Annotated in this window: 23 protein-coding genes, 1 tRNA gene and 1 pseudogene; 12 read left to right on the forward strand and 13 right to left on the reverse strand. The window is 36.2% G+C overall.

The genetic code is table 11. The features are described from left to right. Nucleotides 1–111: 111 nt before the first annotated feature. Nucleotides 112–1107, reverse strand: a complete 996-nt coding sequence (locus tag BN2144_RS09505) for a potassium channel family protein (RefSeq protein ID WP_033828042.1) — start codon at nucleotides 1105–1107, stop codon at nucleotides 112–114. A 138-nt stretch (nucleotides 1108–1245) separates the two neighbouring features. Here BN2144_RS09505 and BN2144_RS09510 point away from each other — a divergent pair, with 138 nt between their 5' ends. After that, entirely contained in the window at nucleotides 1246–2172 is a 927-nt protein-coding gene (locus BN2144_RS09510; protein WP_033828043.1) for a dipeptidase, read from the forward strand. Between the two features lie 345 nt (nucleotides 2173–2517). Then, nucleotides 2518–2982 carry an inner membrane protein YiaA gene (yiaA, locus tag BN2144_RS09515; protein ID WP_033828044.1) on the forward strand — a complete coding sequence of 155 codons (465 nt, stop codon included), beginning with the start codon at nucleotides 2518–2520 and terminating at the stop codon, nucleotides 2980–2982. Nucleotides 2983–3169: 187 nt separating this feature from the next. On the opposite strand, the gene BN2144_RS09520 is transcribed toward yiaA, so the two are convergent. From BN2144_RS09520 to BN2144_RS09535, 4 genes are all read right to left on the reverse strand, one after another. After that, nucleotides 3170–3685 (reverse strand): type 1 glutamine amidotransferase domain-containing protein, encoded by a 516-nt coding sequence (locus tag BN2144_RS09520; protein ID WP_033828075.1) that lies wholly within the window; start codon nucleotides 3683–3685, stop codon nucleotides 3170–3172. A gap of 284 nt (nucleotides 3686–3969) precedes the next feature. Next, nucleotides 3970–7191: a YhgE/Pip family protein gene (locus BN2144_RS09525; RefSeq protein ID WP_033828045.1), complete on the reverse strand. Its 3222-nt coding sequence runs from the start codon at nucleotides 7189–7191 to the stop codon at nucleotides 3970–3972. A gap of 961 nt (nucleotides 7192–8152) precedes the next feature. After that, nucleotides 8153–8653 carry a GNAT family N-acetyltransferase gene (locus BN2144_RS09530; protein WP_033828046.1) on the reverse strand — a complete coding sequence of 167 codons (501 nt, stop codon included), beginning with the start codon at nucleotides 8651–8653 and terminating at the stop codon, nucleotides 8153–8155. Between the two features lie 55 nt (nucleotides 8654–8708). After that, nucleotides 8709–8978 (reverse strand): hypothetical protein, encoded by a 270-nt coding sequence (locus BN2144_RS09535; RefSeq protein ID WP_033828047.1) that lies wholly within the window; start codon nucleotides 8976–8978, stop codon nucleotides 8709–8711. A gap of 300 nt (nucleotides 8979–9278) precedes the next feature. Between BN2144_RS09535 and BN2144_RS20750 the strand changes: the two genes are divergently transcribed. From BN2144_RS20750 to BN2144_RS09550, 4 genes and pseudogenes are all read left to right on the forward strand, one after another. Then, complete coding sequence (locus tag BN2144_RS20750) at nucleotides 9279–9449, forward strand: hypothetical protein (RefSeq protein ID WP_326564291.1); 171 nt, start codon at nucleotides 9279–9281, stop codon at nucleotides 9447–9449. 189 nt (nucleotides 9450–9638) lie between these two features. Then, nucleotides 9639–9701 (forward strand): annotated as a pseudogene (locus BN2144_RS20755) (hypothetical protein); the annotation flags it as partial. 371 nt (nucleotides 9702–10072) lie between these two features. Beyond that, the gene (locus BN2144_RS09545) at nucleotides 10073–10279 is read left to right on the forward strand and encodes a hypothetical protein (RefSeq protein WP_033828048.1); all 207 of its coding nucleotides are present in this window, start codon (nucleotides 10073–10075) and stop codon (nucleotides 10277–10279) included. A gap of 149 nt (nucleotides 10280–10428) precedes the next feature. After that, nucleotides 10429–10662: a YczI family protein gene (locus BN2144_RS09550; RefSeq protein ID WP_042337835.1), complete on the forward strand. Its 234-nt coding sequence runs from the start codon at nucleotides 10429–10431 to the stop codon at nucleotides 10660–10662. 356 nt (nucleotides 10663–11018) lie between these two features. On the opposite strand, the gene BN2144_RS09555 is transcribed toward BN2144_RS09550, so the two are convergent. Next, the gene (locus BN2144_RS09555) at nucleotides 11019–11507 is read right to left on the reverse strand and encodes a pyridoxamine 5'-phosphate oxidase family protein (protein ID WP_033828049.1); all 489 of its coding nucleotides are present in this window, start codon (nucleotides 11505–11507) and stop codon (nucleotides 11019–11021) included. Nucleotides 11508–11547: 40 nt separating this feature from the next. Then, entirely contained in the window at nucleotides 11548–11712 is a 165-nt protein-coding gene (locus tag BN2144_RS19925) for a DUF6843 domain-containing protein (protein ID WP_154665508.1), read from the reverse strand. A gap of 34 nt (nucleotides 11713–11746) precedes the next feature. Between BN2144_RS19925 and BN2144_RS09560 the strand changes: the two genes are divergently transcribed. Next, nucleotides 11747–12094 carry a hypothetical protein gene (locus BN2144_RS09560; protein WP_139017882.1) on the forward strand — a complete coding sequence of 116 codons (348 nt, stop codon included), beginning with the start codon at nucleotides 11747–11749 and terminating at the stop codon, nucleotides 12092–12094. Nucleotides 12095–12990: 896 nt separating this feature from the next. On the opposite strand, the gene BN2144_RS09565 is transcribed toward BN2144_RS09560, so the two are convergent. Next, the gene (locus BN2144_RS09565) at nucleotides 12991–13428 is read right to left on the reverse strand and encodes a GNAT family N-acetyltransferase (protein ID WP_033828051.1); all 438 of its coding nucleotides are present in this window, start codon (nucleotides 13426–13428) and stop codon (nucleotides 12991–12993) included. 193 nt (nucleotides 13429–13621) lie between these two features. On the opposite strand from BN2144_RS09565, the gene BN2144_RS09570 reads away from it, so the two are divergent. The 3 genes from BN2144_RS09570 (at nucleotide 13622) to BN2144_RS09580 (ending at nucleotide 16987) form a co-directional block, all read left to right on the forward strand. Continuing rightward, nucleotides 13622–14830 (forward strand): phosphoenolpyruvate hydrolase family protein, encoded by a 1209-nt coding sequence (locus BN2144_RS09570; RefSeq protein ID WP_033828052.1) that lies wholly within the window; start codon nucleotides 13622–13624, stop codon nucleotides 14828–14830. 95 nt (nucleotides 14831–14925) lie between these two features. Further along, nucleotides 14926–16155: a Tm-1-like ATP-binding domain-containing protein gene (locus BN2144_RS09575; protein WP_033828053.1), complete on the forward strand. Its 1230-nt coding sequence runs from the start codon at nucleotides 14926–14928 to the stop codon at nucleotides 16153–16155. Nucleotide 16156: 1 nt separating this feature from the next. Further along, a complete protein-coding gene (locus BN2144_RS09580) occupies nucleotides 16157–16987 on the forward strand; it encodes a phosphoenolpyruvate hydrolase family protein (protein ID WP_033828054.1) in 831 nt (276 codons plus the stop codon). 720 nt (nucleotides 16988–17707) lie between these two features. On the opposite strand, the gene BN2144_RS09585 is transcribed toward BN2144_RS09580, so the two are convergent. After that, a tRNA-Ala gene (locus BN2144_RS09585) sits at nucleotides 17708–17780 on the reverse strand. Between the two features lie 306 nt (nucleotides 17781–18086). On the opposite strand from BN2144_RS09585, the gene BN2144_RS09590 reads away from it, so the two are divergent. Beyond that, nucleotides 18087–18359 carry an ACT domain-containing protein gene (locus BN2144_RS09590; RefSeq protein WP_033828055.1) on the forward strand — a complete coding sequence of 91 codons (273 nt, stop codon included), beginning with the start codon at nucleotides 18087–18089 and terminating at the stop codon, nucleotides 18357–18359. A 16-nt stretch (nucleotides 18360–18375) separates the two neighbouring features. Continuing rightward, nucleotides 18376–19737, forward strand: coding sequence for a PFL family protein (locus tag BN2144_RS09595; RefSeq protein WP_033828056.1), 1362 nt, complete (start codon nucleotides 18376–18378; stop codon nucleotides 19735–19737). Between the two features lie 71 nt (nucleotides 19738–19808). Here the strand turns inward: BN2144_RS09595 and ilvA are convergent, their stop codons facing one another. From ilvA to ilvB, 4 genes are all read right to left on the reverse strand, one after another. After that, nucleotides 19809–20777 (reverse strand): threonine ammonia-lyase, encoded by a 969-nt coding sequence (gene ilvA / locus BN2144_RS09600; protein WP_082195196.1) that lies wholly within the window; start codon nucleotides 20775–20777, stop codon nucleotides 19809–19811. 198 nt (nucleotides 20778–20975) lie between these two features. Beyond that, nucleotides 20976–22007, reverse strand: coding sequence for a ketol-acid reductoisomerase (gene ilvC / locus BN2144_RS09605; protein ID WP_033828058.1), 1032 nt, complete (start codon nucleotides 22005–22007; stop codon nucleotides 20976–20978). A gap of 69 nt (nucleotides 22008–22076) precedes the next feature. Then, on the reverse strand, nucleotides 22077–22592 hold the full coding sequence (gene ilvN / locus BN2144_RS09610) for an acetolactate synthase small subunit (protein WP_033828059.1): 516 nt from the start codon (nucleotides 22590–22592) through the stop codon (nucleotides 22077–22079). Next, a complete protein-coding gene (ilvB, locus tag BN2144_RS09615; RefSeq protein ID WP_033828077.1) occupies nucleotides 22589–24301 on the reverse strand; it encodes a biosynthetic-type acetolactate synthase large subunit in 1713 nt (570 codons plus the stop codon). The genes ilvN and ilvB overlap by 4 nt, the downstream gene beginning before the upstream one ends. Nucleotides 24302–24442: the final 141 nt, after the last annotated feature.

A 24442-nucleotide genomic window follows, 5' to 3' on the forward strand; every position in this document is an offset into this window, starting at 1 on the left:
AGGAAAATTATCCATTCATCCACCAAATAATCGTATTTAAGAATGTTCCTGTTATTTAACATATTTAAAGAAAAAAGGTGCCTAATTCTAGTACTTTAAGTTAGAAAGTTATCAATTATGTGAAATAATTAGTAATTGATCGCCAGACTCAAGGATTGCTTCTTTTTTAGGAGCGACTTTAATTTTATTTCCTCGTTTTATCCCGATGAGAATTTTTTGTTCTTTTAAATACACTTGCATAGCAGCTTCAAATGTATGGCCAATCAGGCTTTTCTCCTCAATAAATTTCAGTTCTATGCCGTGATAAGAATCGACAATATCAAGAATCGCATCAGCAATTCCGTGAGAGGACATTGAATGATTCATGATTGAACTGATTAACTTATTTGACTGGATGACTTCATTGGCCCCGGCGCGTTTCGCATTAATTACTTGTTCGTCAGTTAATATTTCGGCAACACAATATATTTTTGGTGCTACACCTTTAATAGCGACAATATTTAAGATTGTATTCATATCTGCACTGAATTCCGTTCTTGTTGGATCTGCTGTTACTAAAATTAAATCTGCTTCTTTAATATTTGCTTGCAATAAAGTTTTATCAGAAGCGCCACTCCCTTTTACGAACATAATATTGGATTTTTTTGCAAAGGGGCTTTCTTTTAAAGTGGCATCAATTAAAACGATTGTTTGGTCTGGATGAACTTCTCTATAACAATTAATAATTTCTTTTGATCTTTCATTCCAACCAACAATAATAAAATGGTGTTTCCATCGCACGTGCATCGTTCCTTTTACAATTGTACTTTTTTTCTTAACGGTATTTGTAGCAACAGCAATAAATGTAGATGCTACGAGGCCTGCACCGGTGAATATTAATACCATCCCAACAAGCTTCCCCTTAATAGTGGTTGGAACAAAATCCCCATACCCGATTGTTGAAGTTGTAACAATTGCCCACCAAACTCCATCAAAAATTGTTGGGAAGTTGTGAGGTTCGATTAAATGGATTGTGGTACCAAACAATAGTAATATAAAAAATACAGCTAATATAAGGCGTACTGTATAAGGTAATCGTAAAAACCGATAGAGAATATGTAGGTTCATAGTGTACTCCTTTAGCCGAAATTCATATTAATTAGTATCGACCTGTGGAAAGAATTTTAAAACATGTTCATTTGCTTGTTTGACTGAAGAGGGATTTTCAGAATAGATGAACAAACAGAAGTATGAGGAGGCGTTCGTATGCAAGTGATCGATTTACATTGTGATGCCCTTTTTAAATTATCGGCAGGAAAAGGGAGATTATCTTTTCGAAATAGTGAAGAACTTGACACAAACTTAATGAGACTTCAAGCAGGTAAAGTTAAAATTCAAGCATTTGCGATTTTTATTGATTCGGATATAAATTCAGATGAAAAGTTTCGTGAAGCATTGAATCAAGTAGATTACTTTTATAAAGAAGTACTCGGAAAGAATCCTGAAATGAAACATCTGAAAAAATGGACAGATCTTTACCAATTGGAAGCGGGGGAGATTGGGGCTTTTCTTACGTTAGAAGGGGTCGATGCCATTGGTAATGATCTAGGTAAGTTACGTATCCTTTATGAATTAGGTGTGTTATCAGTTGGATTGACTTGGAACAATGCTAACTTAGCTGCAGATGGCGTAGGTGAACCTCGAGGGGGTGGACTAACTTTATTTGGTAAAGAAATTGTTCACTTAAATAATGAACGGCAAGTATTGACTGATGTTTCCCATTTATCGGAACGCGGCTTTTGGGATGTGATGGAAATAGCTGATTACCCAATTGCAAGCCATTCCAATGCCAAAGCTTTGTGTAATCATCCACGTAATTTGACGGACGAACAGATAAAATCGATGTTTACTAAAGGCGGCTTAATTCATGTCGTTTATCATCCCCCATTTATATCGGAGGAGGGTGTGGCTACCACCACGGATTTGATTAAACATATTGACCATCTTTGCTCCTTAGGTGGGGTCGAACAAATTGGACTCGGTTCCGACTTTGATGGCATTGAGGAAAAAGTAATCGGTTTAGAGAATGCCGCTATGACACAAAATTTATTGAACGAACTGTTGAAATATTATAAAGAGGATGTCGTAAAAGGATTTGCTTATCAAAATTTCTTGGATCATCTACCTAAGTAAAGTGGTTAGGGAGTGGAAATGGATTTAAAGATGGCTGGTAAGCATGGATTCAAGCAACTCTATATTGTTTTAGGAAGGCTAATAGGGAAGTATAAAACTTCCAATTTCTACATTCTTATGCGCATAAGTGCAACGATGGCTCTGTTTTCGCCAAGTTTTCTTTATTAGTATAAGACAAGAAGTCTCCTTAACTTCAGGAATTATTTAATTGGCCGTATAATATCTTAATACTGGGTACTTAAGTATAAGATGTGAAAATCTTTTATTTAGATGTGAAAAATACAATACTTTTGCTATGTAAATACTGGGTGCTCTTTTTATGATTTTTTATACGGGGGGAAAGGAATGTCAGAAGATAAAGAGTATCTATTTGAACAAGATACAAAACCGAGCAATAAATACGAAAGAAGAGAAGGAGAACCTACTTCAGCATTTAAAGGTGCATCATGGGGAGCACTATTGTTAGGGATTACAGCATATTTAATCGGTTTGTATAATGCAAATATGCAACTGAATGAGAAAGGATATTACTTAGCTATTTTATTGTTTGGTTTATATGCAGCGGTATCTTTGCAAAAGGCGGTAAGAGATAAGGAAGAAGGGATACCTGTTACAAGCATTTACTTTGGCATTAGCTGGTTTGCGATGATTATCGCCATTTCGCTAATGGCTATTGGATTATATAATGCAGGAAGTATCAGTTTAAGTGAAAAAGGTTTCTATGGGATGGCATTTATTTTAAGTTTATTTGCTGCCATCACAGTCCAAAAGAATGTAAGAGATACACAGAAAGCTAGAGAAACGGAATGATTATGTAGGAATTGTAGGTATTTTTTGATATGAGGAACAAATTCCTTTAATAGTAGGCACAAAGAATGATTGGATTATATAGGACTCCCGCCTTAAAATCTCGTTTTGATCATGAGAAATTGAAGAAGGCGGGAGATTCACTATTTAAAGGATTCTATAGGCTAAAATGGAAAACGGATATATCTCTTTACTCTGCTAAAATCGCCAAAGCTTCCCGATTAAATGCTGGTAAGTCATCTGGTGTACGACTTGTCACAAGTTGCTTGCAACAAACGACAACTTCTTCATCAACAAAATTAGCTTTTGCATATTCTAAGTCAACTTGAATGGATTTATAACCAGTTACTTTTCGACCTTCTAAAGATTTTGCTGTAATTAATAATTGCGGACCATGGCAAATGGCAAACACAGGCTTTTTTGCATCCATAAATGCTTTAGCAAATTGTACGAAACGGTCATCTGCACGTAGTATATCTGGAGAAAATCCACCAGGGATTAGGAGTGCGTCAAATTCTTCTGGTTTGACATCATCAATTGAAGCGTCAACAGAAACATGTTCTCCGTGTTTACCAACAACTGATTTTCCTTTTTCTTTCTCGATCACAGTTAATTCGTGACCAGCTTCTTTAAATGCTTGAGCGGGAGAAGTAAATTCCGAATCCTCAAATTCATCGGTTAAAACAACAGCAATTTTTTTACTCATCATAATCACCTCGATAACATTTTTTCTACAATGGATAGTTTCTCCATTTGGTTCTGTTCCATCCATATTTAATAGTAAATCTTAAACTTATTCAGGGCGCCCCCTAAAATATATGATAGTGTTCCTTCTCTCCTTTTTCTAGAAATTTGCTTAAAATCCCTAAGTAACATTTTATATAATTGAAGGATGAGTTACTTTGGACAAATCATTTGAGTAATATGCACTAGTTAACTATAAATAAAAAACTGTCCACTGGTTTTATAACCAGGTGGACAGCTTTTTATTTATGGCTCGGAAATGGTTGTATCTGTAGTATCCTTCTTTGTTTGTATGAAGATAACGACCGCAATGAATGCAGCTGATACGACAAAGAAGAATAGAAGGGCAATGATACTCATCCAAGCAGTACCTACATCATCTAGTGAAATTAATCCTCTAAAGCTATCAATCGAATGTCTCATTGGTAAGAAGTTACTTAGCGCACGTAAGCCTGATGGTAACATATCGACAGGAAGACTGGAGCCAGTCGTTGAAAGTTGAAGAACGACAAAAGCTACCGCTGCGAAACGACCAAAAATACCACCGAGAGCTAACACGAAGAAGAATACGATTGCTAAGAAAGTTATACTTGCAAAAATTGAAAACAGCAATAATAATAAACTGTTGACTACACCAATTTTTAAGAAGAATAAAGCAAATCCAGTCATTAATACTGCCTGAATGCTCGCGTAACCGGCCATTCTCGAAAATTGCTTTCCGTACCATGAAACAGTGGATTCTTCAGAGTCCTCTGGCTTACGGAAATTAAATAGTAGTGATAGGGCTAGTACACCAACAAATAGTCCTAAAGATAAGACGTATGGTGCATTCGCATAACGATACATTGGAAATTCATTGACAGTTGATCCAGCTAGTACGACAGGTTCTGCAAATTGTCGAATATTCTCATCATCAGCTTTCACACTGCTAACTTGTTCTGCACCATCGGATAGACCAGTTGTTAGTTCACTACTTCCGTCTTTAATGGCTTCAATTCCTTCATCAACTTGAGAAACACCATCTGTTAACGTTCCCCAACCAGTTTTAACGGTTTGCGTTCCATTGCTAACTTGTGACATACCATTATCGATTTGGCTTACACCAGATGATAATGTTTGCCAAGAATCTTTTAATGTTAAAGTTCCTGCAGCAAGTTGGTTTGTACCGTTAGATAAAGTACCAAGACCAGTTGAAATCTGTTGTGCTCCATTTAATAAAGCTGGTGTGTTTGATGCTAAATGGTTTAATCCATTTGCAATTTGATTCGAACCATCTAATAGAGCTGGCGCATTGGATGCAAGAGTATCTAAGCCTACAGAAAGTTGTTTTGAACCGTTTAATAAAGCTGGTGTATTTGTTGCTAAAGTGTTCAGTCCTGCACGGATTTGTTTCGATCCATTCATAAGAGCAGGTGCATTGGATGCAAGAGTATCTAAGCCTACAGAAAGTTGTTTCGAACCATTTACAAGAGCAGGTGCATTTTGTGCTAGATTTTGAAGTCCAGCGCTGATTTGTTTGGACCCATTCATAAGAGCAGGTGCATTGGATGCAAGAGTATCTAAGCCTACAGCAAGCTGATTCGAACCTTCAACGAGAGCTGGCGTATTTTTTGCCAATGTATCTAGTCCAGCAGTAATTTGACCTGACCCATTTACTAGTTCTGGTGTTTTCTCAACAAGTGTGCTTAATCCGCCAGACAATTTTTTCACACCGGCTAGAAGTTTTTCACTACCTGTAACGACGTCTTTTTGTCCTGCTACTAACTCCCCTAATCCTTTATCCAAATCTTTTGCTCCAGGCGCAACTTGTTGTAAGCCTCCAGCAACTTGTTCTGCACCAGCTTTTAATTCTGGAGCCTTACTATTTAGAGCGCTCATTCCATTTGCAACATCTTCACTACCTTTGAGAAGTGCTTGGAATTCTGGATCAGCTTTTAACATTGGCCCAATTGTCGGATGATTTGCTAACTTTTTAATACCATCAGATACTTGACGTGCGCCACCTGATAATTGATTAATAGCGTCAGCGGCGTTACTAGCACCAGTTGCAACTTGTTTACTTCCAGGAACAAGTTGGTCTAGCCCTTTACTTAACGAAGTGCTACCTTCTTTTGCTTTATTTAGGCCATCTTGGACTTGTTTCGTACCGTTTGTTAAATCTGAAGCTCCTTTAGACAAATCAGAAGCCCCACCATTTAATTCCTTCGCTCCCGATTCAACGGCTCTAATCCCTTCGTCTAAACTCTTCATTCCATTGCTTAAAGCAGGTGTATTCTTGCCAATTGATTGAATTCCTGCATCTAGTGATTTCATTCCTTCGTTTAGTTTCGGAGCACCCTCACCAACGGACTGAATGCCAGCGTCTAAATCCTTCATTCCGTCGTTTAGTTTCGGGGCACCCTCACCAACGGATTGAATGCCAGCATGTAATTCTTTCATTCCATCGTTTAATTTCGGAGCACCTGCACCGACCGTTTGAATCCCAGCATCTAAATCCTTCATCCCGTTGTTAAGTTTAGTCGCACCCGCACCGACGGACTTAATTCCATCATCTAAAGACTTCATTCCATTACTTAATTTTGGTGTACCAGCGCCAACGGATTGAATGCCAGCATTTAATGTTTTCATTCCGTTGTTTAATTTATGTGCGCCATCATCAACTTGAGCAACACCTGCTGTTAATGTTTTTGCTCCAGTATTTAATTTATTGGCACCGTCGTTTACTTGTCCAGCACCATCTGCTAGTTTGTGAATATTCCCTGTCCCGTTTTGTACACTTTGTAATAATGTACCAGTGCCATCTTTTAATTGGGATGCACCATTTGCAAGTCGGTCAATATCTGGAGCTTTTTCTTCAAGAGAGCTAATGATTGTTTCAGTCCCCTCTTTTAATTGACCAGCACCTTCATTAATTTTTCCAGATCCATCCGCCCCGTCTTTAAAACCTTCAGCAATTGTCTCAAGCTGAGTAAAGATATTTTGCGCATACATTTCAGTGATTTTTACAGATAATTGATCTTTAATTTGATTTAGTGCAGAGTTCGTTACTTGGGAAGCCATGAAGTGTAAGCCTTCATTTTTTGTATATTTAAGTTCTGGTACTTTTGGATTATCATCTAATACCGTCGTAATATTATGTGAAAAGTCCTCCGGTATTTCGATTACCATATAATACGTAGAGTTTTTTAATCCCTTTTCTGCTTCTTCTTTACTAACGAACTCAAAGCCTAGTGACTTACTACTCTTTAATTCTTTAACTAAATCTTCGCCAGCATTTACCGGATTTTCACCGGACATGGCTCCCTTGTCCTCATTAACTACAGCAACAGGCAGATTCGAAAGGTTGTCGTATGGCCCCCAGGAAGATGTAAGGATTATGGCTGCATAAATTAGAGGTATTAATAAAACAGCGATAAGGGCAATACGTGTTCCTTTCTTGTCTCTAATAGATGTGATGATTTCTTTCATTATAACCTCCTCCATTAATATAATAATCTAGCAAATGACTGAGGCCTCATTCATTTTCTGTATACCACGGCTTTATCAAACGAATGGACTACTCCATCTGCTAATAGATATATATTCGTCTTATTTTAAAAAAGTCCTTCATCTTTTCTTAATATTTTCTATTATTTTATAATGAACAGTGTTTAATGCTAATTTAGCAAATGTCGAAGCCCCCCCCTCTATCCAAAGTAGGGGGGAGATTAATCGATGAGTCGGTTTTATCAAAAGTTTTGGGATTTTGGAATCATAGGGGAGTTCTATACCTCGTTTTAACGAAAACCGCGTAATTTTGGGTTCATAGGGGGGCTATAATCCCGTTTTATCGAAAATCGTGGAATAATGGGTTCATAGGAAGGATCTATAATCCTGTTTTATCGAAAATTGTGGAATAATGGTTTCATAGAAAGGCTCTATAATCCCGTTTTATCGAAAATCGTGGAATAATGGTTTCATAGAAAGGCTCTATAATCCCATTTTATCGAAAATCGTGGAATAATGGGTTCATAAGGAGGTTCTATACGCCCGTTTTATCGAAAATCGTGGAATAATGGGTTCATAGGGAGGCTCTATAATCCCGTTTTATCGAAAATCGTGGAATAATGGGTTCATAGGAAGGTTCTATAATCCCGTTTTAACGAAACTCGAGCAAAAATGGGTTCATAGGGAGGTTCTATACGCCCATTTTAACGAAACTCGAGCAAAAATGGTTTCATAGAAAGGTTCTATATGCCCGTTTTATCGAAAATCGTGGAATAATGGGTTCATAGGGAGGTTCTATACGCCCATTTTATCGAAATCCATGCAATTATTGACTCATACGAACGGTCTATATGCCCATATGAGCGGGAATTCTAGGCTTCTAGGCTTATGCAATAACTTAATAAACCAATTCAGGAAATTTCCTCACAAAAAATAACTCCCCCTAATTAATTAACCTCGACATATAGTACTCATCAACAAACCGGCCATCAATGAATAGGGAATTTCTTTTTACACCTTCAATTTCAAATCCCATTTTTTTATAAAGTGCAACACCTGCTTCGTTCTCGGTAGCCACTGTTAATTCTAACCGTCGAATCCCATGATTTGCAGCCCAATTTATAATTGCCTCAAATAGCTTTGTTCCTACACCATTCCCTCGATACTTGTCTAATATTCCGATAACTATGTAGGCAACGTGTTTATTTCTTTTTGCATGACCCCCAATGGTCATGATGTATCCGATTAGCTCCTGATTATTCTCCGCAACTAGTATTGTTGAGTTGTCACTTTTAACTATATTTTCAACCATTTTCAGCTGCTGTTCTCGTGTTACGTTTCTTTCTCCTGGTTCTAAAAGCATATATTTCGAACTCGCTTCTACTTTTTGAATTAAGTACAATAATTTTTCCGCGTCTGAAGTCATAACTTCTCTAATGATCATCTATATATTCTCTCCTTAACGATATTAGAAATTAACACAAGTCAAAGTCAAACGACTATTCCCCATCAAAATTAAGTAGCTTATATAAGGAAAAAAATGTAATAATAAGACCAATCCCGAAAAGAATACTTCCACTAACAAGAAAGGTATTTATATAGCTTTTTATCATGACTAAATAGATGGATGTGTCTGCCCCGCCTTGTTGGACTAACCAATTATCTGCTTGAATACTTCCAAACGTTGTGCTGAAAAATAACAAGATAAATCCAATAACAGTTATTACAATTCCCGAACCGAGCATTCCTTTTAAATTTGCACTAGTCATAAAATCCCCCCTGTTCTTTTTCAATCCATCGGTTAGCTAATGTGAATTTTATTAAGAGCATCATCATCTGGATTATGTATAGTCAAAAACCTTTATCATATTATAACATCTGTATTGTGTAATAGTCTTACTTTTTTAAATGGTAAAAATATATTAAAGTTTAAAAATGATGTGGTGTCATAATTGATTTTATTTTATAATGAATGAAATATAAGTGGAAGGTGTGATATCTTATGGTAAAAAAATTTATTGTCGCTACATTTGTTTTTGAAAAACGAGGAAACCAAAGGAGATGTCACATTGAAATTACAAAAAGAAACGTTTAATATTGTCACACAAACAGAAAGGTTAGTTATTAGACCATTAACAAAACAAGATTATGAAAATTGGTTTAACGAATTTAATAACCGATATCCATCCCAAAATCGACATAATCAAGGGAAGGTGGATATGAGTGAATGTGATTTTTAATGGTTCATGAATTTAATCAATAAGCATCAATAACTTGCAATGAACGATATCGCTTATATATTTGGTGTCTTCAGAAAAGAGGACGGAAAACATGTGGGAATGGTGGATGTATCAACATTAATACGAGATAATTTCCAATAGGGAAGGTTAGGCTATACATTTCATAACCAGTATTGGCGAAGAGGATATGGAAAAGAAGCGGTAAGAGAAACTTTAAACATTGCGTTTAATTGTTTAGGTTTCATCACATAGAAGCCCATATCAATTTAGGTAATATCGCCTCGATTCAGTTAGAAAAAGTATTGGGATGAAGTTTGAATGTAAATGGGAAGGCTTTATTTATGAGTATAGGGAATGGACAGATAACTTAGTTTACTATATGAACTCGAATTAGTTTCATTGACTGCTAAAATTAAGAAAGTTAAGAAATGAGGTTGTCCTAAAAGTGGATATCCTAAAAATTATTATCAAGAATATCGATATATCAAGGTTTTGAAACATAAAAAGGGGCATCCGGAAATCAAAATTACGACTTTCTGGACAGCCCCATCATTTGTAAAGGTTACTTCATAGAACTCATCTACATTATTTTGTAATGGTTAAGAGAAGGAGAGCGGCAAAGCTTGAGTACACAAAAGACTTCTAAACTTAAAAAGTGGCGGGAAAAATATGCGGGATTAGCGGTTGCAATTGGATGTTTATACAGTGTACTAGTAAGTTGGGGAGAAAATTGGTTTATGACAATGCTATTATTATTAGGGGTATTCATCTGCGGAACGATTGGCTTTTTCGATTTAAAACGGAGCGATAAAGAAGGAACAAAATGCTAAAATGAGTATTAGTAAATAAGAGATAGTTAAACGATTAGGGTGGCAGCACTTTCCATTAGTTAACATGAAGTGATTGCTGAGGAAAATGACATTGAAAAACGGTACAACCTAGACATACAAATTTTCAATGTAGAGAAGAGGTGGCTTTTTTGTTAAAAACATTTCGTTATATACTAGCAGCAATAACGTTCTTACTTGCTTCTTACGGACTTATTATGAAGGATTTTAAGTATGGGGATCTAATGATTTTCTTCTTAGGTTTAATGATGTTGGTTATGGGAATCGAGGAATTTCGAAATGAGCGAAAATTAATGGGTTGGTGGCTAATTGCGGTTTTTCTATTTTCGTTGTTTGTATCAATAGAAGGTTTTTTATTAGGATGAATATTTGATATACGTATGTGACAGTTATTTCTACTCTTTTTTATATGGCTTCTGATTTGCAATAGATTGGATAAACGTTCAATCACAAGGGGAAAATAACGAAAGCTTTATCGTAAAGGGAGCTAGAATATTAGGCTCTTTTTATTTTGAAAAAAATTAAATTTATAGCTGTTAAAGAAAGACGAGAACAAAATTAAGATTAATCTTTGAAAAAAATGATTTCCTTGAAAGACAGTCCCTCGGCAGAATTTGTTTTTAACAAAATGAATAAGCCCTTCATTAAATTCAACCAATTTAGCTGAAAATCTACCACTAATAAAAACCAAAAAGTGGATTGCATATTTTAAACAATCCATTCATTCTTTTAATTCAATCGTTTCATTCACATCTGTCGTTTTCGCATTTTGCCCTGTCATCCGTTTATAAAGAAAGGCGATTTGCTTTGTCAAATTGCCAGTTTCCCAATATTCGGCCGCTTCTGCTTTTACTTTTATTAAGACAACATTCGGATCATCATAAGAAGTTTGCATCATTTTTTCATATGCTTTGCTCCATAATTTCTTTTTTATACTTACATCCTCAATGATTTCTGCTTTTCCTCTGACGGAAACATAGGATTCCCCTACATAAACCACATTCACATCTTGGTCATGCGAAATTTCTTCATATTTATTTGTCTCTTTTTTCGTGAAAAACCATAAGTCACCATCAAACTCAATCTCTTGTGTTTTCATTGGACGGGAAACAAGGCCTTCTTCTGTTACAGTAGTTAACATAGCGATGTCTACATCTTTGATTAACTCTTTTAAAATTTTTATATCTTCCTGTTTCAGCTTGTTCGGCATACTCATCACCTTTATTACTATTTATAGAGGTATTCTACCCTTAATACGGTAAATTTATTCGAGAATTATGTTTGATGTTGCGAAAGTACGATAAGTTTTCTATTTTTAATGGTGGTGCACCTTTCACATTGTAGTTAATGACGACACACCCTTCGAAACCATTTGGTAAAAAATAGGTTTGATTAATCCCTTCTTGTTCATTCATACATGCAACAACTATTCCTGTGCAAAATAAAAGGATGATTGCAATGAATGGCCTGCCTCCCCAACTGGAATCTCTTTTTACCATACCCGCTCTTTGCTCAGACGATGGAATCATTTATAAAGTTCCTAAGGGTGGAATTGTCAATACTTCTTCATCATATGATTTTGGCTGGGTAAATGAAAAACATTCTGGATCATATCAATTATATGACTATTATGTTGATGAAAATGGAACCATCATTGAAGAAGTACCGAAAGAGAACATAAGGTTTGGTCCCAATGGAAGTACGCAAGCTGAAGGAAAAGCAGAAAAGTACTTTGATTATCAGATCTTTGGATCAGAAGAAGTAGAGAAAGACGGTTGTCCAGCACTCGGTTTTTAAATAGGATTCTAATCTAATAAGAAGCTAATTTATTTTGTACTAATGTTCAGTACTAAAATGGCCAGATAAAAAGCTTGTTTGTCCCTTTTTTGAAATAATATTAAAAATATAGTTTTTAATCATGGAAGATTTATAATGAAAAGGCTTATTGAATCAAAAAGAGACGTTCGTGTGGTAGTTAAAAATTTCCCTTTTTTCGCTTATATAAAGGGGGACACCTACTAGGTCATCTAACGGGAGTGAAAACGATTGAAATCAGAATTAAAGACTGACCTATTTGTTTTATCATTAATCTATTCGTTATTATCGTTGTCTTTATCAATAGGTGTGCAAGACTTACTCGGTATAACTAAAAGCATTTTCATTTCTTTTTCGATACCTTATATTTTGGCAATGGTTAGTATAATATTATTGGTGATTGGATATATAAAACTTGATAAATCGAAGGTAAAATCATCTTCCAACTTAACATTTATTCAGATTCTAACCATCATAATATTGATAATAAGTGTACTTATAAACAGTTTTCTTTTAATTGCAGGAACATCAGGTATTTAACGAATGCATTGTTAAAAATTCAAATGCATCTTTTAAGAATTAATGGGCAGGAAATGAAGTGAAGCCGAGTTATCGACTTCACTTTTGTGGATAGGTGTTTAAGTGGCGATTCCCAAAAAAATGATACACAAGGGTCTCGGTAGTGGAGCATATCGGGGCTCGAACTGTATCTTCACTGGTAGTCTGAGAGAGTAGTTTCCGATAGTTCCTTTTTTACTTTCAAAAAGGACTTTGAGTATAGGACTGATTTACTGTATGCGCCCTTCAATCTGCTCTAGTGTTTCATAACCAATGACCTATCATATTTCCGCATGTTCAATTTGGATAGGGAAAATCTGTTAAATTGGAAGACTCATTGTTATGGTTCGATCAGTAAATCCTAGTTTTTCATATAGTTTAATTGCTTGGTTTCCAGCGAATACACTTAAACGTACTTCTGAATATCCCTTTTGCTTGAAGTGTTCGATACTTTTTTCTATCAATCGCTTTGAAATACCATTACCTCTAAATTCTTCTAATACAAACAGCTCGTAAATGAATCCGAATGTTTTTCCGTCAAATTGATCTTTACTTTCCCCTATGAGTATCCAACCCAAAAGATGATTATCTTTATTAGCTATCAAATAATAACATTCTTTTTGTAATAAAGGTTCAACAAGTTGTTTCACTTTTTCTTCTGACGGTTTTACTTGACCTAACGTACCAGCGAATATTGCCTGTGGTCCAAGGGAAAGGATTTCTTTCAACTCTAATTCGTTCGGTTTCCTTATTTCCATTGTTTTTGTTCCCCCCGCTTCCTACAATGTGATATGCCACCGATTTATGAATATACTTATAGATTATCAGATAACTGGAATAATAGTGGAATAAATTTAAAATATATTGTGATATTGGGGTATATGGAATTAAACTAATGTTATGAAGTCTTTCATACTTAAACAATTGAAGAATTCAAAATGAAATGGTGTGATGAGTGTGAAGTATTTTGTGAAAGAAAGGATTAGCGAGGAACTAAGAAAACAAATAAAAATAAATAGACATATTATTGGAGTTGCAGCAGGTTCGGGTCTAACCGCAAAATATGCTGAAGAAGGCGGTGCTGATTTTATTTTAGCACTTAGTTCTGGCATTTTTCGCCAAAAAGGATTAAGTTCTCTTGCTGCATATTTGCCATTTTTAAATAGTAACGACACAGTGATGGAATTTGGGTTGAAGGAATTACTACCGAGAATAAAAATCCCTGTTATATTCGGTTTCATGGCCACAGACCCAACAAAAAATTCAGAAACATATATTCGTCAAATCAAGGAAAGAGGTTTTGCAGGAATTAATAATTATCCTACAATTGGTTTGGTTGATGGTATATACAGAGAAGTATTGGAAGAACAAGGGATTTCCTATAAGCAGGAAGTGGAGAGTATTTCCATTGCCAATAAATTGGGACTGTTTACAGTTGCTTTTGTATTTGATAAAGAACAAGCGATTCAGATGGTGGATGCAGGGGCAAATATGATTTGTTTACATTTAGGATTAACAACTGGAGGTAAACTCGGTTCAAAACAAATTCAATCATTACAAACGGCAAAAAATTTAGCAAGAGATATTTTTGAAGTAGTTTCAGAGAGAAATCCGAATACGATAAAAATGGTATATGGTGGACCTGTGAATAAACCAGTTGATGTTCAATTTATTTATGATGGAACCAATATTGATGGCTATATTGGTGGTTCTGTCTTTGAAAGAATACCTACAGAACAAGTCGTTATGCAAGTAACAGAATCCTTTAAAAAAACTAATGATGTAAAATATGAGGAACTTATTGAAAAAATCATAAGTGGGTTTACTACATCGGAAGATTATATTGATTTTATAAAAAGATATATAAGTCTTCACTATAAGGATGAAATATCTTTAAATGAAATATCAGCGATTCTTCATATATCTAGATCGTATTTAAGTACTTTATTCAAAAAGAATGTTGGGGTTTCGTTTACTGATTTTTTAATTGACTTTCGGCTCAACCGTGCGATAGAAATTTACCGAGAAAAGAAGATGCCACTGACAACTATTGCGGAGTTAGTTGGATATTCTAATTACGCTCAGTTCAGTAAAATTTTTAAGAAACGGAAAGGAGTGTCTCCTAGAGAATTTGTAAAATCAAACATAACGACAAGTTAAACAAACAAAAAATCATATATTTTTAGTTTTGGAAGCGGTAATATTGAATTGTAGAGGTAATACAGTTTTCCAAAATTGAAAAGGAAGTGATATGTTTGACTAAGACAATAGCATTAATAGGAACATTTGATTCCAAAGGAAAAGAATTTCTATTTGTAAAGGAGTTAATCGAATCTTTAGGTTTTAACACATTCACTATCCATTCAGGTGTTTTTGATCCACAGTTTACTCCAGATGTATCAAATGCGGATGTTGTACAAGCCGTTGGAGAAGATATTAAAAATATTGTTAAGCAAAGGGATCGGGCACATGCAACAGAAGTACTGTCAAAAGGAATGGAAATCATATTACCTAGATTATATAAAGAGGGTAAGTTTCATGGTGTATTATCATTTGGTGGAACTGGCGGTACTTCAATAGCTACACCAGGAATGAGGGCTCTACCTATTGGTGTTCCGAAAGTTATGGTCTCAACAGTGGCCTCTGGAAATACGCAACCTTATGTGGGAACGAGTGATATCGTTATGATTCCATCTATTGTTGACGTCGCAGGACTAAATACAATCTCTACGAAAATATTTACGAATGCTGTCTTTGCTATTTGTGGGATGCTGCAGTTTGAACATAAGATTGAATTGGAGCACAAGCCATTAATTGCAGCAACCATGTTTGGATTAACAACTCCTTGTATAAATTATGCTAAGGATTATTTAGAGGCCAGGGGATATGAAGTATTAATCTTTCATGCTACGGGTATTGGTGGAAAAACAATGGAACATTTAATCGAAAATGGGTTTTTTGAAGGTGTTCTTGATATTACTACAACGGAATGGGCTGATGAAACGGTAGGTGGAATTTTAGCAGCAGGTCCTCATCGGTTAGAAGCAGCAGGTAAATACGGGGTACCTCAAGTAGTTTCCGTTGGTGCAATGGATATGGTGAATTTCGGGCCAAGAAATACCGTACCTTCACAATTTAATGATCGGAACTTTTATCAACACAATCCAACCGTTACTTTGATGAGAACTACGATTGAGGAAAATCGGAAAATTGCTGAAAATATGGCTGAAAGACTAAATAAGTCAAGTGGTGGTTACACAGCATTAATGTTTCCAATAAAGGGGTTTTCGGGATTAGATATGGAAGGTCAACAATTTTTCGGACCAGAAGAAGATCAAGCGTTGATTCGTACAATAAAGGAAAAAATTGATGTAAACAAAATAGAAATAGCTGAAGTTGACCTACATGTTAACGACCAAAAATTTGCAGAATTAGCAGCTGAAAAATTGCTACAATTAATCGAAAAAAAGAAAGGTGATAAATAAGATGATTTCATTAAGTAGAGAGGGAATTTTAAAAGATTTTAAAAAGAAAATTGAAAATGGTGAAGTTTTATTGGGTGTTGGTGCTGGAACAGGGATAACTGCGAAAAGTAGTGAAGCGGGCGGCGCTGACATGCTAATCATTTATAATTCTGGTCGATATAGAATGGCTGGACGTGGTTCTTTAGCAGGTTTGTTAGCATATGGAGATGCGAATCAAATCGTTCAAGAAATGGGTAATGAAGTATTGCCTGTTGTGAAAAATACTCCAGTACTTGCGGGAGTGAATGGTACTGACCCATTTCGAGTTATGGATGTATTTTTAAAACAATTGAAAGACCAAGGGTTTAGTGGGGTACAAAATTTTCCTACTGTCGGTTTAATAGATGGAGTTTTCCGCCAAAATTTAGAAGAAACTGGCATGGGATATGGTTTAGAAGTGGAAATGATTCGGAAAGCACATGAACTAGACCTTCTGACAACTCCATATGTATTTGATGAAGAACAAGCAACAAAGATGGCAAAGGCGGGTGCAGATGTACTCGTTGCACATATGGGTCTGACAACAAAAGGTACGATTGGTGCAAAAACTGCATTAACTTTAGATGATTGTGTTAAACGCATTCAAGAAATTGTGGATGCAGGACGTGCGGTCAATCCAGATATATTGGTTATTTGTCATGGAGGCCCAATAGCTGAACCAGAAGATGCTAAATATGTAATCGAAAAAGTTAATGGGATTGTAGGATTCTTTGGTGCATCAAGTATTGAAAGATTTGCAGCTGAAAAAGGAATTAAAGAGCAAACCGAGGCGTTTAAAAAAATTAATAAATAGTTACTTGTATTAAAAAAGACGGACAATCCGCTTGGAATGTCCGCCTTTCTATATCTAATTTGTTTACTTATCTACAAAGTGATAAATATTAATCATTTTTCCATAATCTTAATATTACGATTCAACTGGTATAAACTTCGAAGGTAAATAACGTTTAAACCATAGTAAATATGTTGTTATTTATTATATATTAGTTATGTAGATAAAGTGTAAACAAGATAATAAGTAGATTTAAGTGACAGTCACGAGTGACCCATATTCGTAAGGTTATGTCGTCACATATATGAATCTATTGAAGCGGTAAAGAAGAACGTTTGCCCACGTAATCAATAATTATTTTCTCTGCCCCCTTATTCTCTTTTCGTAATTTCAATTCGTCTAAGCCCACTTCAATATGTAATGATTTTGGGAATTAAAAATGAGATTTCTTTAACGTTCCTTCCGCCTGATCTTCTGCAAATTTTATTTTGTGATACATGATGAATAAAAGGTCTAGCTCGTAATTTCCGAAGTAGGGAATAAACTTCTTTCGTTCTTTACACGTTTTCCTTTTCATTTTGTTCCTCGATTATTTTTGTTTTAAAATAAAAAACACGCCCTTTCAATACGAATTATCGTAATGAATAGACGTGTTGTTCGATGCAATAAGTATTCGAATAAGTCAACAAAAATAAAAGAACGTCATGAATCGTTGTCATGACGTGGTTTTTAATAACGGTATGGAGCATAGCGGGCTCGAACCGCTGACCTCTTCGCTGCCAGCGAAGCGCTCTCCCAGCTGAGCTAATGCCCCGTAACTATTTTTAATGACACAAATAGTATACAATTTATTCTGATATTTTGCAAGACCAATTACCACAAAATTGATTCCTCACTCTTACACAAATGGGCTATTGTTGCTCGTAAGGTTCCTCTTTTGATTCATCCGCAACTTTTAATTAAAAAAATAAAATAATTGACTATTGACCAAAATACTCCGCCTTGCTAAGATGACAATATTAATAGGAATTTCGTAAGTCTATTATAAAAGGATAGCGCTGAAAATATGAAGAATAAGTGGTAACTATTTTTGCGAAAAATAATAATTGAGGTGGAATAGATGGAGAAAAAACGAGCAGTTGTCAGTGTTGTAGGAAAGGATCAAGTTGGGATTATCGCCAATGTAACGACGATTCTATCTAATCATAAAGTAAATATTTTAGATATTAGCCAAACGATTTTACAAGAATTTTTTACGATGATGATGATTGTTGATATGACAGGAGCTAATTTAGAAACCTTACAGCAAGAATTAGATGATCTTGCTACTAAGTTAAACTTAAAAATTAATATTCAATTGGAAGATATTTTCCAAGCAATGCATCGAATTTAAATAAGGAGTCACGAAAATGAATATTACTTATACTGAAATGCTGGAAACCATTCGTATGGTTCAAACTGAAAATCTTGATATTCGGACAGTAACGATGGGAATTAGTTTGAAAAATTGTGCGGATCCCGACTTTCAAAAGATGAATGAGAAGATATATAAAAAAATTGTTAACTACGCTCGAAATTTAAAAGAAGTTGCTGAGAGTGTTGAGAAGGAATATGGTATTCCAATTATTAACAAACGGATTTCCATTACACCAATTGCCGAAATATTAGGTGATGCGACTGTCGAACAAGCTGTAGAAATCGCAAAAACATTGGACCGGGCGGCAAAGGAACTCGGAATTGACTTTATTGGTGGTTTTACAGCTCTTGTACATAAAGGAATGACAAATGCGGATCAAACATTAATTGATGCAATTCCAGAAGCGTTAAGTGTGACTGAACGAGTTTGTTCCTCTGTTTCGATAGGGACAACGAAATCTGGTATTAATATGGATGCTGTTCGAAAAATGGGTACAATTATAAAGGACGCTGCTGAACGGACAAAAGACCAGAATGGACTTGCTTGTGCCAAACTAGTTGTTTTTTGTAATCCGGTTGAGGACAATCCTTTTATGGCAGGTGCTTTCCATGGTGCCGGAGAAGGTGAAGTTGTTCTAAATGTTGGTGTCAGTGGGCCAGGGGTTGTTTTAAATGCACTGAAGCGCCATTCGGAAGCAGATTTAGGGGAAGTGGCTGATGTCATTAAGAAGACGGCTTTTAAAATCACTCGAGCTGGTGAATTTATTGGTCGTGTTGTCGCAGAACGGCTCAATGTACCTTTTGGAATTATGGATCTTTCTCTTGCACCGACAAATGCGATGAACGATAGTGTTGCGGAAATTTTAGAGGAAATCGGTTTAGAAAGAGTCGGAACTCATGGAACGATTGCAGCATTGGCATTAATGAATGATGCGGTGAAAAAAGGGGGAACGATGGCAAGTTCATATGTTGGTGGATTAAGTGGGGCTTTCATTCCAGTAAGTGAGGATAACGGAATGATTCGTGGGGTTGTCGATCAAGCTCTAACTCTATCAAAATTAGAAGCGATGACATGTGTTTGTTCTGTCGGTCTTGATATGATTGCTGTCTCTGGTGATGTCTCCGAAGCGACCATTTCGGCCATGATTGCCGATGAAGCCGCGATTGGAATGATAAATAAGAAAACAACCGCTGTCCGGGTAATTCCAGTGCCTGGGAAAACAGAAGGGGAGATTGTTGAATTTGGTGGATTACTCGGTCGTGCACCAGTCATGGCGGTTAATAGCTATAGCTCAGAAAAATTTATTAATCGTGGTGGAAGAATTCCTGCACCAATTCAAGCTTTAACAAATTAATAGTTTTGGAATAAGTAGACCTAAAGTATAAAAAAGGATTGGGTTCAAAAGTCACCCAATCCTTTACCTGTTTATAAATTAATGGCGATTTTATCACCGTTTCCACCAGTCATTGCAGCTAGTTGTTGAATATGCGGCATTTCTTCAATATCAATATTTCCTCCGCTAACAATAAGACCACAATGCTTTGATTTCAATTGATGGTGATAAGCAAACAATGCTGCTGTCGTTACTGCTCCGGCGCCTTCAATTAAAGTTTTCCCTCTTTCTAACATATAAAGAATGCTTGCAGCAATTTGTTCGTCTGTGACAGTTAAGACGTCGTCAACAAAGTTCATAATAATTGGTAGTGTATGTTTCCCGGGTTTTTTCACCGCAATTCCTTCTGCAATCGTGGAAACATGGTTCCAGTTTGTAGGAGTCTTTGTTTTGAAGCTATCTCGGACAGGTGCGGCTCCACTTGCTTGAACCCCAATCACCTTTATGTGAGGATTGATTGTTTTTACTGCTACTGCAATACCACTGATTAACCCACCGCCACCAATAGGAACGAGGATTGTATCAATTCGGTCCTCTTGTCTGAGTAATTCAAGTGCGATTGTGCCTTGACCGGCCATAACATCGTAATCATCAAATGGGTGGATATAGGTAGCACCGTATTCCTCTTGCATTTTCAATGAGGCTTCATATGCTTCTTGAAAACTCTCACCGGTTAACACTACTTTCGCACCGTAGTTCCTTGTTGCATCAATTTTTGAATGTGGTGTATTTTCTGGCATGAAAATTGTAGCTTTTGTCCCAGCTTTTTTCGCTGCGTATGCGACACCTTGAGCATGGTTACCAGCAGAGGCAGTAATAACCCCTTTTTTTAATTGCTCTCGCCGTAATTGCATTATTTTATAAGTTGCACCTCGGATTTTAAAAGCACCCGTTTTTTGTTGATTTTCCATTTTAAAGTAAACCTTTTTTCCGACAATTCGGTTTGTTGTTTCAGATGTAAATATTGGTGTACGGTGAACAAACGGTGATAAAGCGTTCATTGCAGAATAAATTTTTTTCTCACTTAAAGTACAATCCCCAATTTCCTCACTCCCTTAGAAAAGAAAAACATAGATAAAAATCTAATTATTTTGTAGCAATTCAAACCGGGCATTCATAATATAAACTGTCGTGATTATAAAAGTGAAAAATCAGTTTGAAAGCCCGGTTTTCTTACTTATTAATAGTATATTAATTGGTTACTTCACTAGTTCTTTATTTTTTGTTTCTTGATCTTTAACAGATTGCTTAATGAATGGCATTAATGCACGTAGTTCTTGCCCTACTTTTTCAATTGGATGGTTTTGCTCTGCTGCATTAATCGCATTAAATTGTGGACGGTTTACTTGATTTTCTAGAATCCATCCTTTTGCAAATTGCCCAGTTTGAATGTCGGAAAGGATTTCACGCATTCTTTCTTTCGTATCATCCGTAATAACGCGTGGACCTGATACAAAATCACCCCACTGTGCTGTGTCGGAAATTGAGTAGCGCATATTTGATAATCCACCTTCATAAAGCAGGTCAACAATTAGTTTCATCTCGTGCAAACATTCAAAATAGGCTGCTTCTGGTTGGTATCCGGCTTCTACTAATACTTCGAAACCAGCTTTAATTAAGCTTGTTAGTCCTCCACATAATACAGCTTGCTCACCAAACAAGTCGGTTTCTGTTTCTTCTTTAAATGTTGTTTCTAAAATTCCTGCACGAGCAGAGCCAATTCCTTTTGCATAGCTTAATGCAAGATCTTTAGCTTCCCCTGTTGCATCTTGATATACAGCATATAGGGCAGGGACACCCGCACCTTCTTCATACGTACGGCGCACAAGGTGACCTGGTCCTTTAGGTGCAACCATGAATACATCAACGTCTTGTGGTGGTACAATTTGACCAAAATGAATGTTAAATCCATGGGCAAAGGCAAGAGCAGCACCAGACTTTAAGTTCGGTTTAATACTTTCTTCATATACTTTTGCTTGAGTTTCATCTGGCATAAGCAGCATAACAACGTCTGCAACACTTACCGCTTCAGCTACAGGTAATACAGTAAAGCCATCTTCTTTTGCTCGTACATATGATTTTCCTTCACGTAAACCAATCACAACTTCATATCCACTGTCACGCAAGTTTTGTGCATGAGCATGACCTTGTGATCCATATCCAACAACTGCAACTTTTTTACCTTGTAGTACATTTCTTACAATATCTTCATTGTGTAAAACTTTTACCATGATAGTTCCCTCCGTAATAATTGATATTTTTTTAGATTATTATTCTTTCCAACAGGTTTCGGAACAACTCTATATGGAAAGTGAATTCATATCAGTTACTTGTGGTTGATGTCCACGTAAAAATGCGGTAATACCAGTTCGTGTTAGTTCTTTAATTCCATAAGATTTTAATAATTCGACTAAAGCATCAATTTTATCAGGTTTCCCTGTCACTTGAATGATTAAGCTATCTTTACTGACATCGATAATTGATGCCCGAAATGGGGCGATGACACTTTGAATTTCTGCATGTTGCCCGCGTGTACCCGCGACTTTAATTAGTGCTAACTCACGTACAACATGAGCCTTTTCTGTAATATCAGTTACTTTAATTACGTCAATTTGTTTATTTAATTGTTTTGTTAATTGTTCAAACTTTTGAGGATCAGCAACATCAATAACAAAGGTCATCTTTGAAATCCCTTCTTTTTCTGTACCGCCAACCGTGATGCTCTCAATATTAAACTGCCTTTTTGTTAACATACCTGTAATTCGATTGAGTACACCACTACGGTTTTGTACTGTTGCAGTAATGATCCGCCTCATTTCGTCACCCCCACCATTTGATGCAGACCTTGACCAGGCGCAACCATTGGATAAACACATTCACTTTGTGGAATACGACAATCGATTAATACTGGTCCCTCATAACGAAACGCTTCTTCAAGCTTCTGAATAGCATCCTCTTCTCGATCGATAATAACTCCACGAATATCGTAACTCTCAGCTAATTTAATAAAATCGGGATTGAAAGAGAGAATCGATTCTGAGTAACGTTCTTCATAAAAGATTTCTTGCCACTGTCTCACCATCCCTAAAGCGGAATTATTTAAAATAATTGTTTTTACTGGGAGATTTCTTTCCCTTATGACAGCAAGTTCTTGGTTTGTCATTTGAAATCCAGCATCTCCAACAATGGAAATGACTAATTCACTAGGCTTAGCAATTTGCGCACCAATTGCTGCAGGTAAACCAAATCCCATCGTACCAAGACCACCCGATGTGACCCAACGATGTGGTTTCTTAAATTGGAAGTATTGGGCTGCCCACATCTGATGTTGGCCCACATCTGTGGTAACAATTGCATTTCCTTTTGTTAGTTTATAAATTTGTTCGATAAACCATTGTGGTGAAATAAATTCTTTCGGTTTCTCATACCATAGTGGTTTTTCTGCTTTATATTTTGCTAGTCTTTCCATCCATTGCTCGTTTCGTGTTAGTTTCAAATCATAGTTTAATAGTGAATTTAAAGCTTCTTTTGCATCCCCAACCATCGGGATAGCAGTTTCTACGTTTTTACTTATTTCTGCCGGATCAATATCAACATGAGCGACTTTTGCATAAGGAGCAAAGTGGTTTAAGTTTCCGGTTAGGCGGTCATCAAATCGTGCACCAAAATTGATTAATAAATCACATTCAGAAATTGCCATATTTGCTGCATATGTTCCGTGCATCCCTGCCATTCCTAAAAATAATTCATGGTCACCAGGAAAACTACCTAATCCGAGCAACGTGTTTGTAACCGGTAATTGGAATCTTTCAACAAAATCTTTTAGCTCTTTAGCGGCATCGGCAAACAATACACCAGCCCCCGCTAAGACGAGCGGCCTCTTGGAATTTTTTAACGCTTCAATAAGTTTTGTTACTTGTAGTGGGTTTGGAACAGTTGTCGGTTGATAGCCTGGTAAATGAATATTTGTATTATATTGAGAATTCCTCCTTACTTGGTCCGTTGCAATATTTTTAGGTATATCAATGACAACAGGTCCAGGTCTCCCCGTTGTTGCAATGTGGAAGGCTTCCCGAACAATGGAAGGTAAGTCTGTTAAATCATTGACCTGATAATTATATTTCGTAATTGGTGTCGTTATACCAATGACATCCGCCTCTTGAAATGCATCCGTCCCAATCACATTTTTAGCAACTTGACCAGTAAAAATGACTAAAGGAATTGAGTCAATCATAGCATCTGTAATACCTGTCACTAAATTCGTGGCCCCAGGGCCTGATGTCGCAAAAACAACTCCCGGTTTCCCTGTTACCCTTGCATAACCTTCTGCAGCATGAATCGCCCCTTGTTCATGTCTTGTAAGAATATGTTTAAAAGGTGCTTTTTTGCGATGGAACGCATCATAAATCGGCAATACTGCACCACCGGGATATCCGAAAATCGTATCAACATTTTCATTAACGAGTGTATCGACTAAAAGGTCAGCACCGTTCTTTTGTTCAACTTGCCTTTCCTCGTCATTCATTACCTTAAGATTCACGAAAGAAACCTCCCCTTTAATTTGAACTATGATTATAGTGAAAGTGTATAAAAAAAGCTCTTTACTCCCCACAAAACTACTTACCGCAGCTATTTGGGGAGAAAAGAGTCATCTTTCCTCTGTACC

Source organism: Bacillus andreraoultii (assembly GCF_001244735.1).
Taxonomy (GTDB): Bacteria; Bacillota; Bacilli; order Bacillales; family Caldibacillaceae; genus Caldifermentibacillus; species Caldifermentibacillus andreraoultii.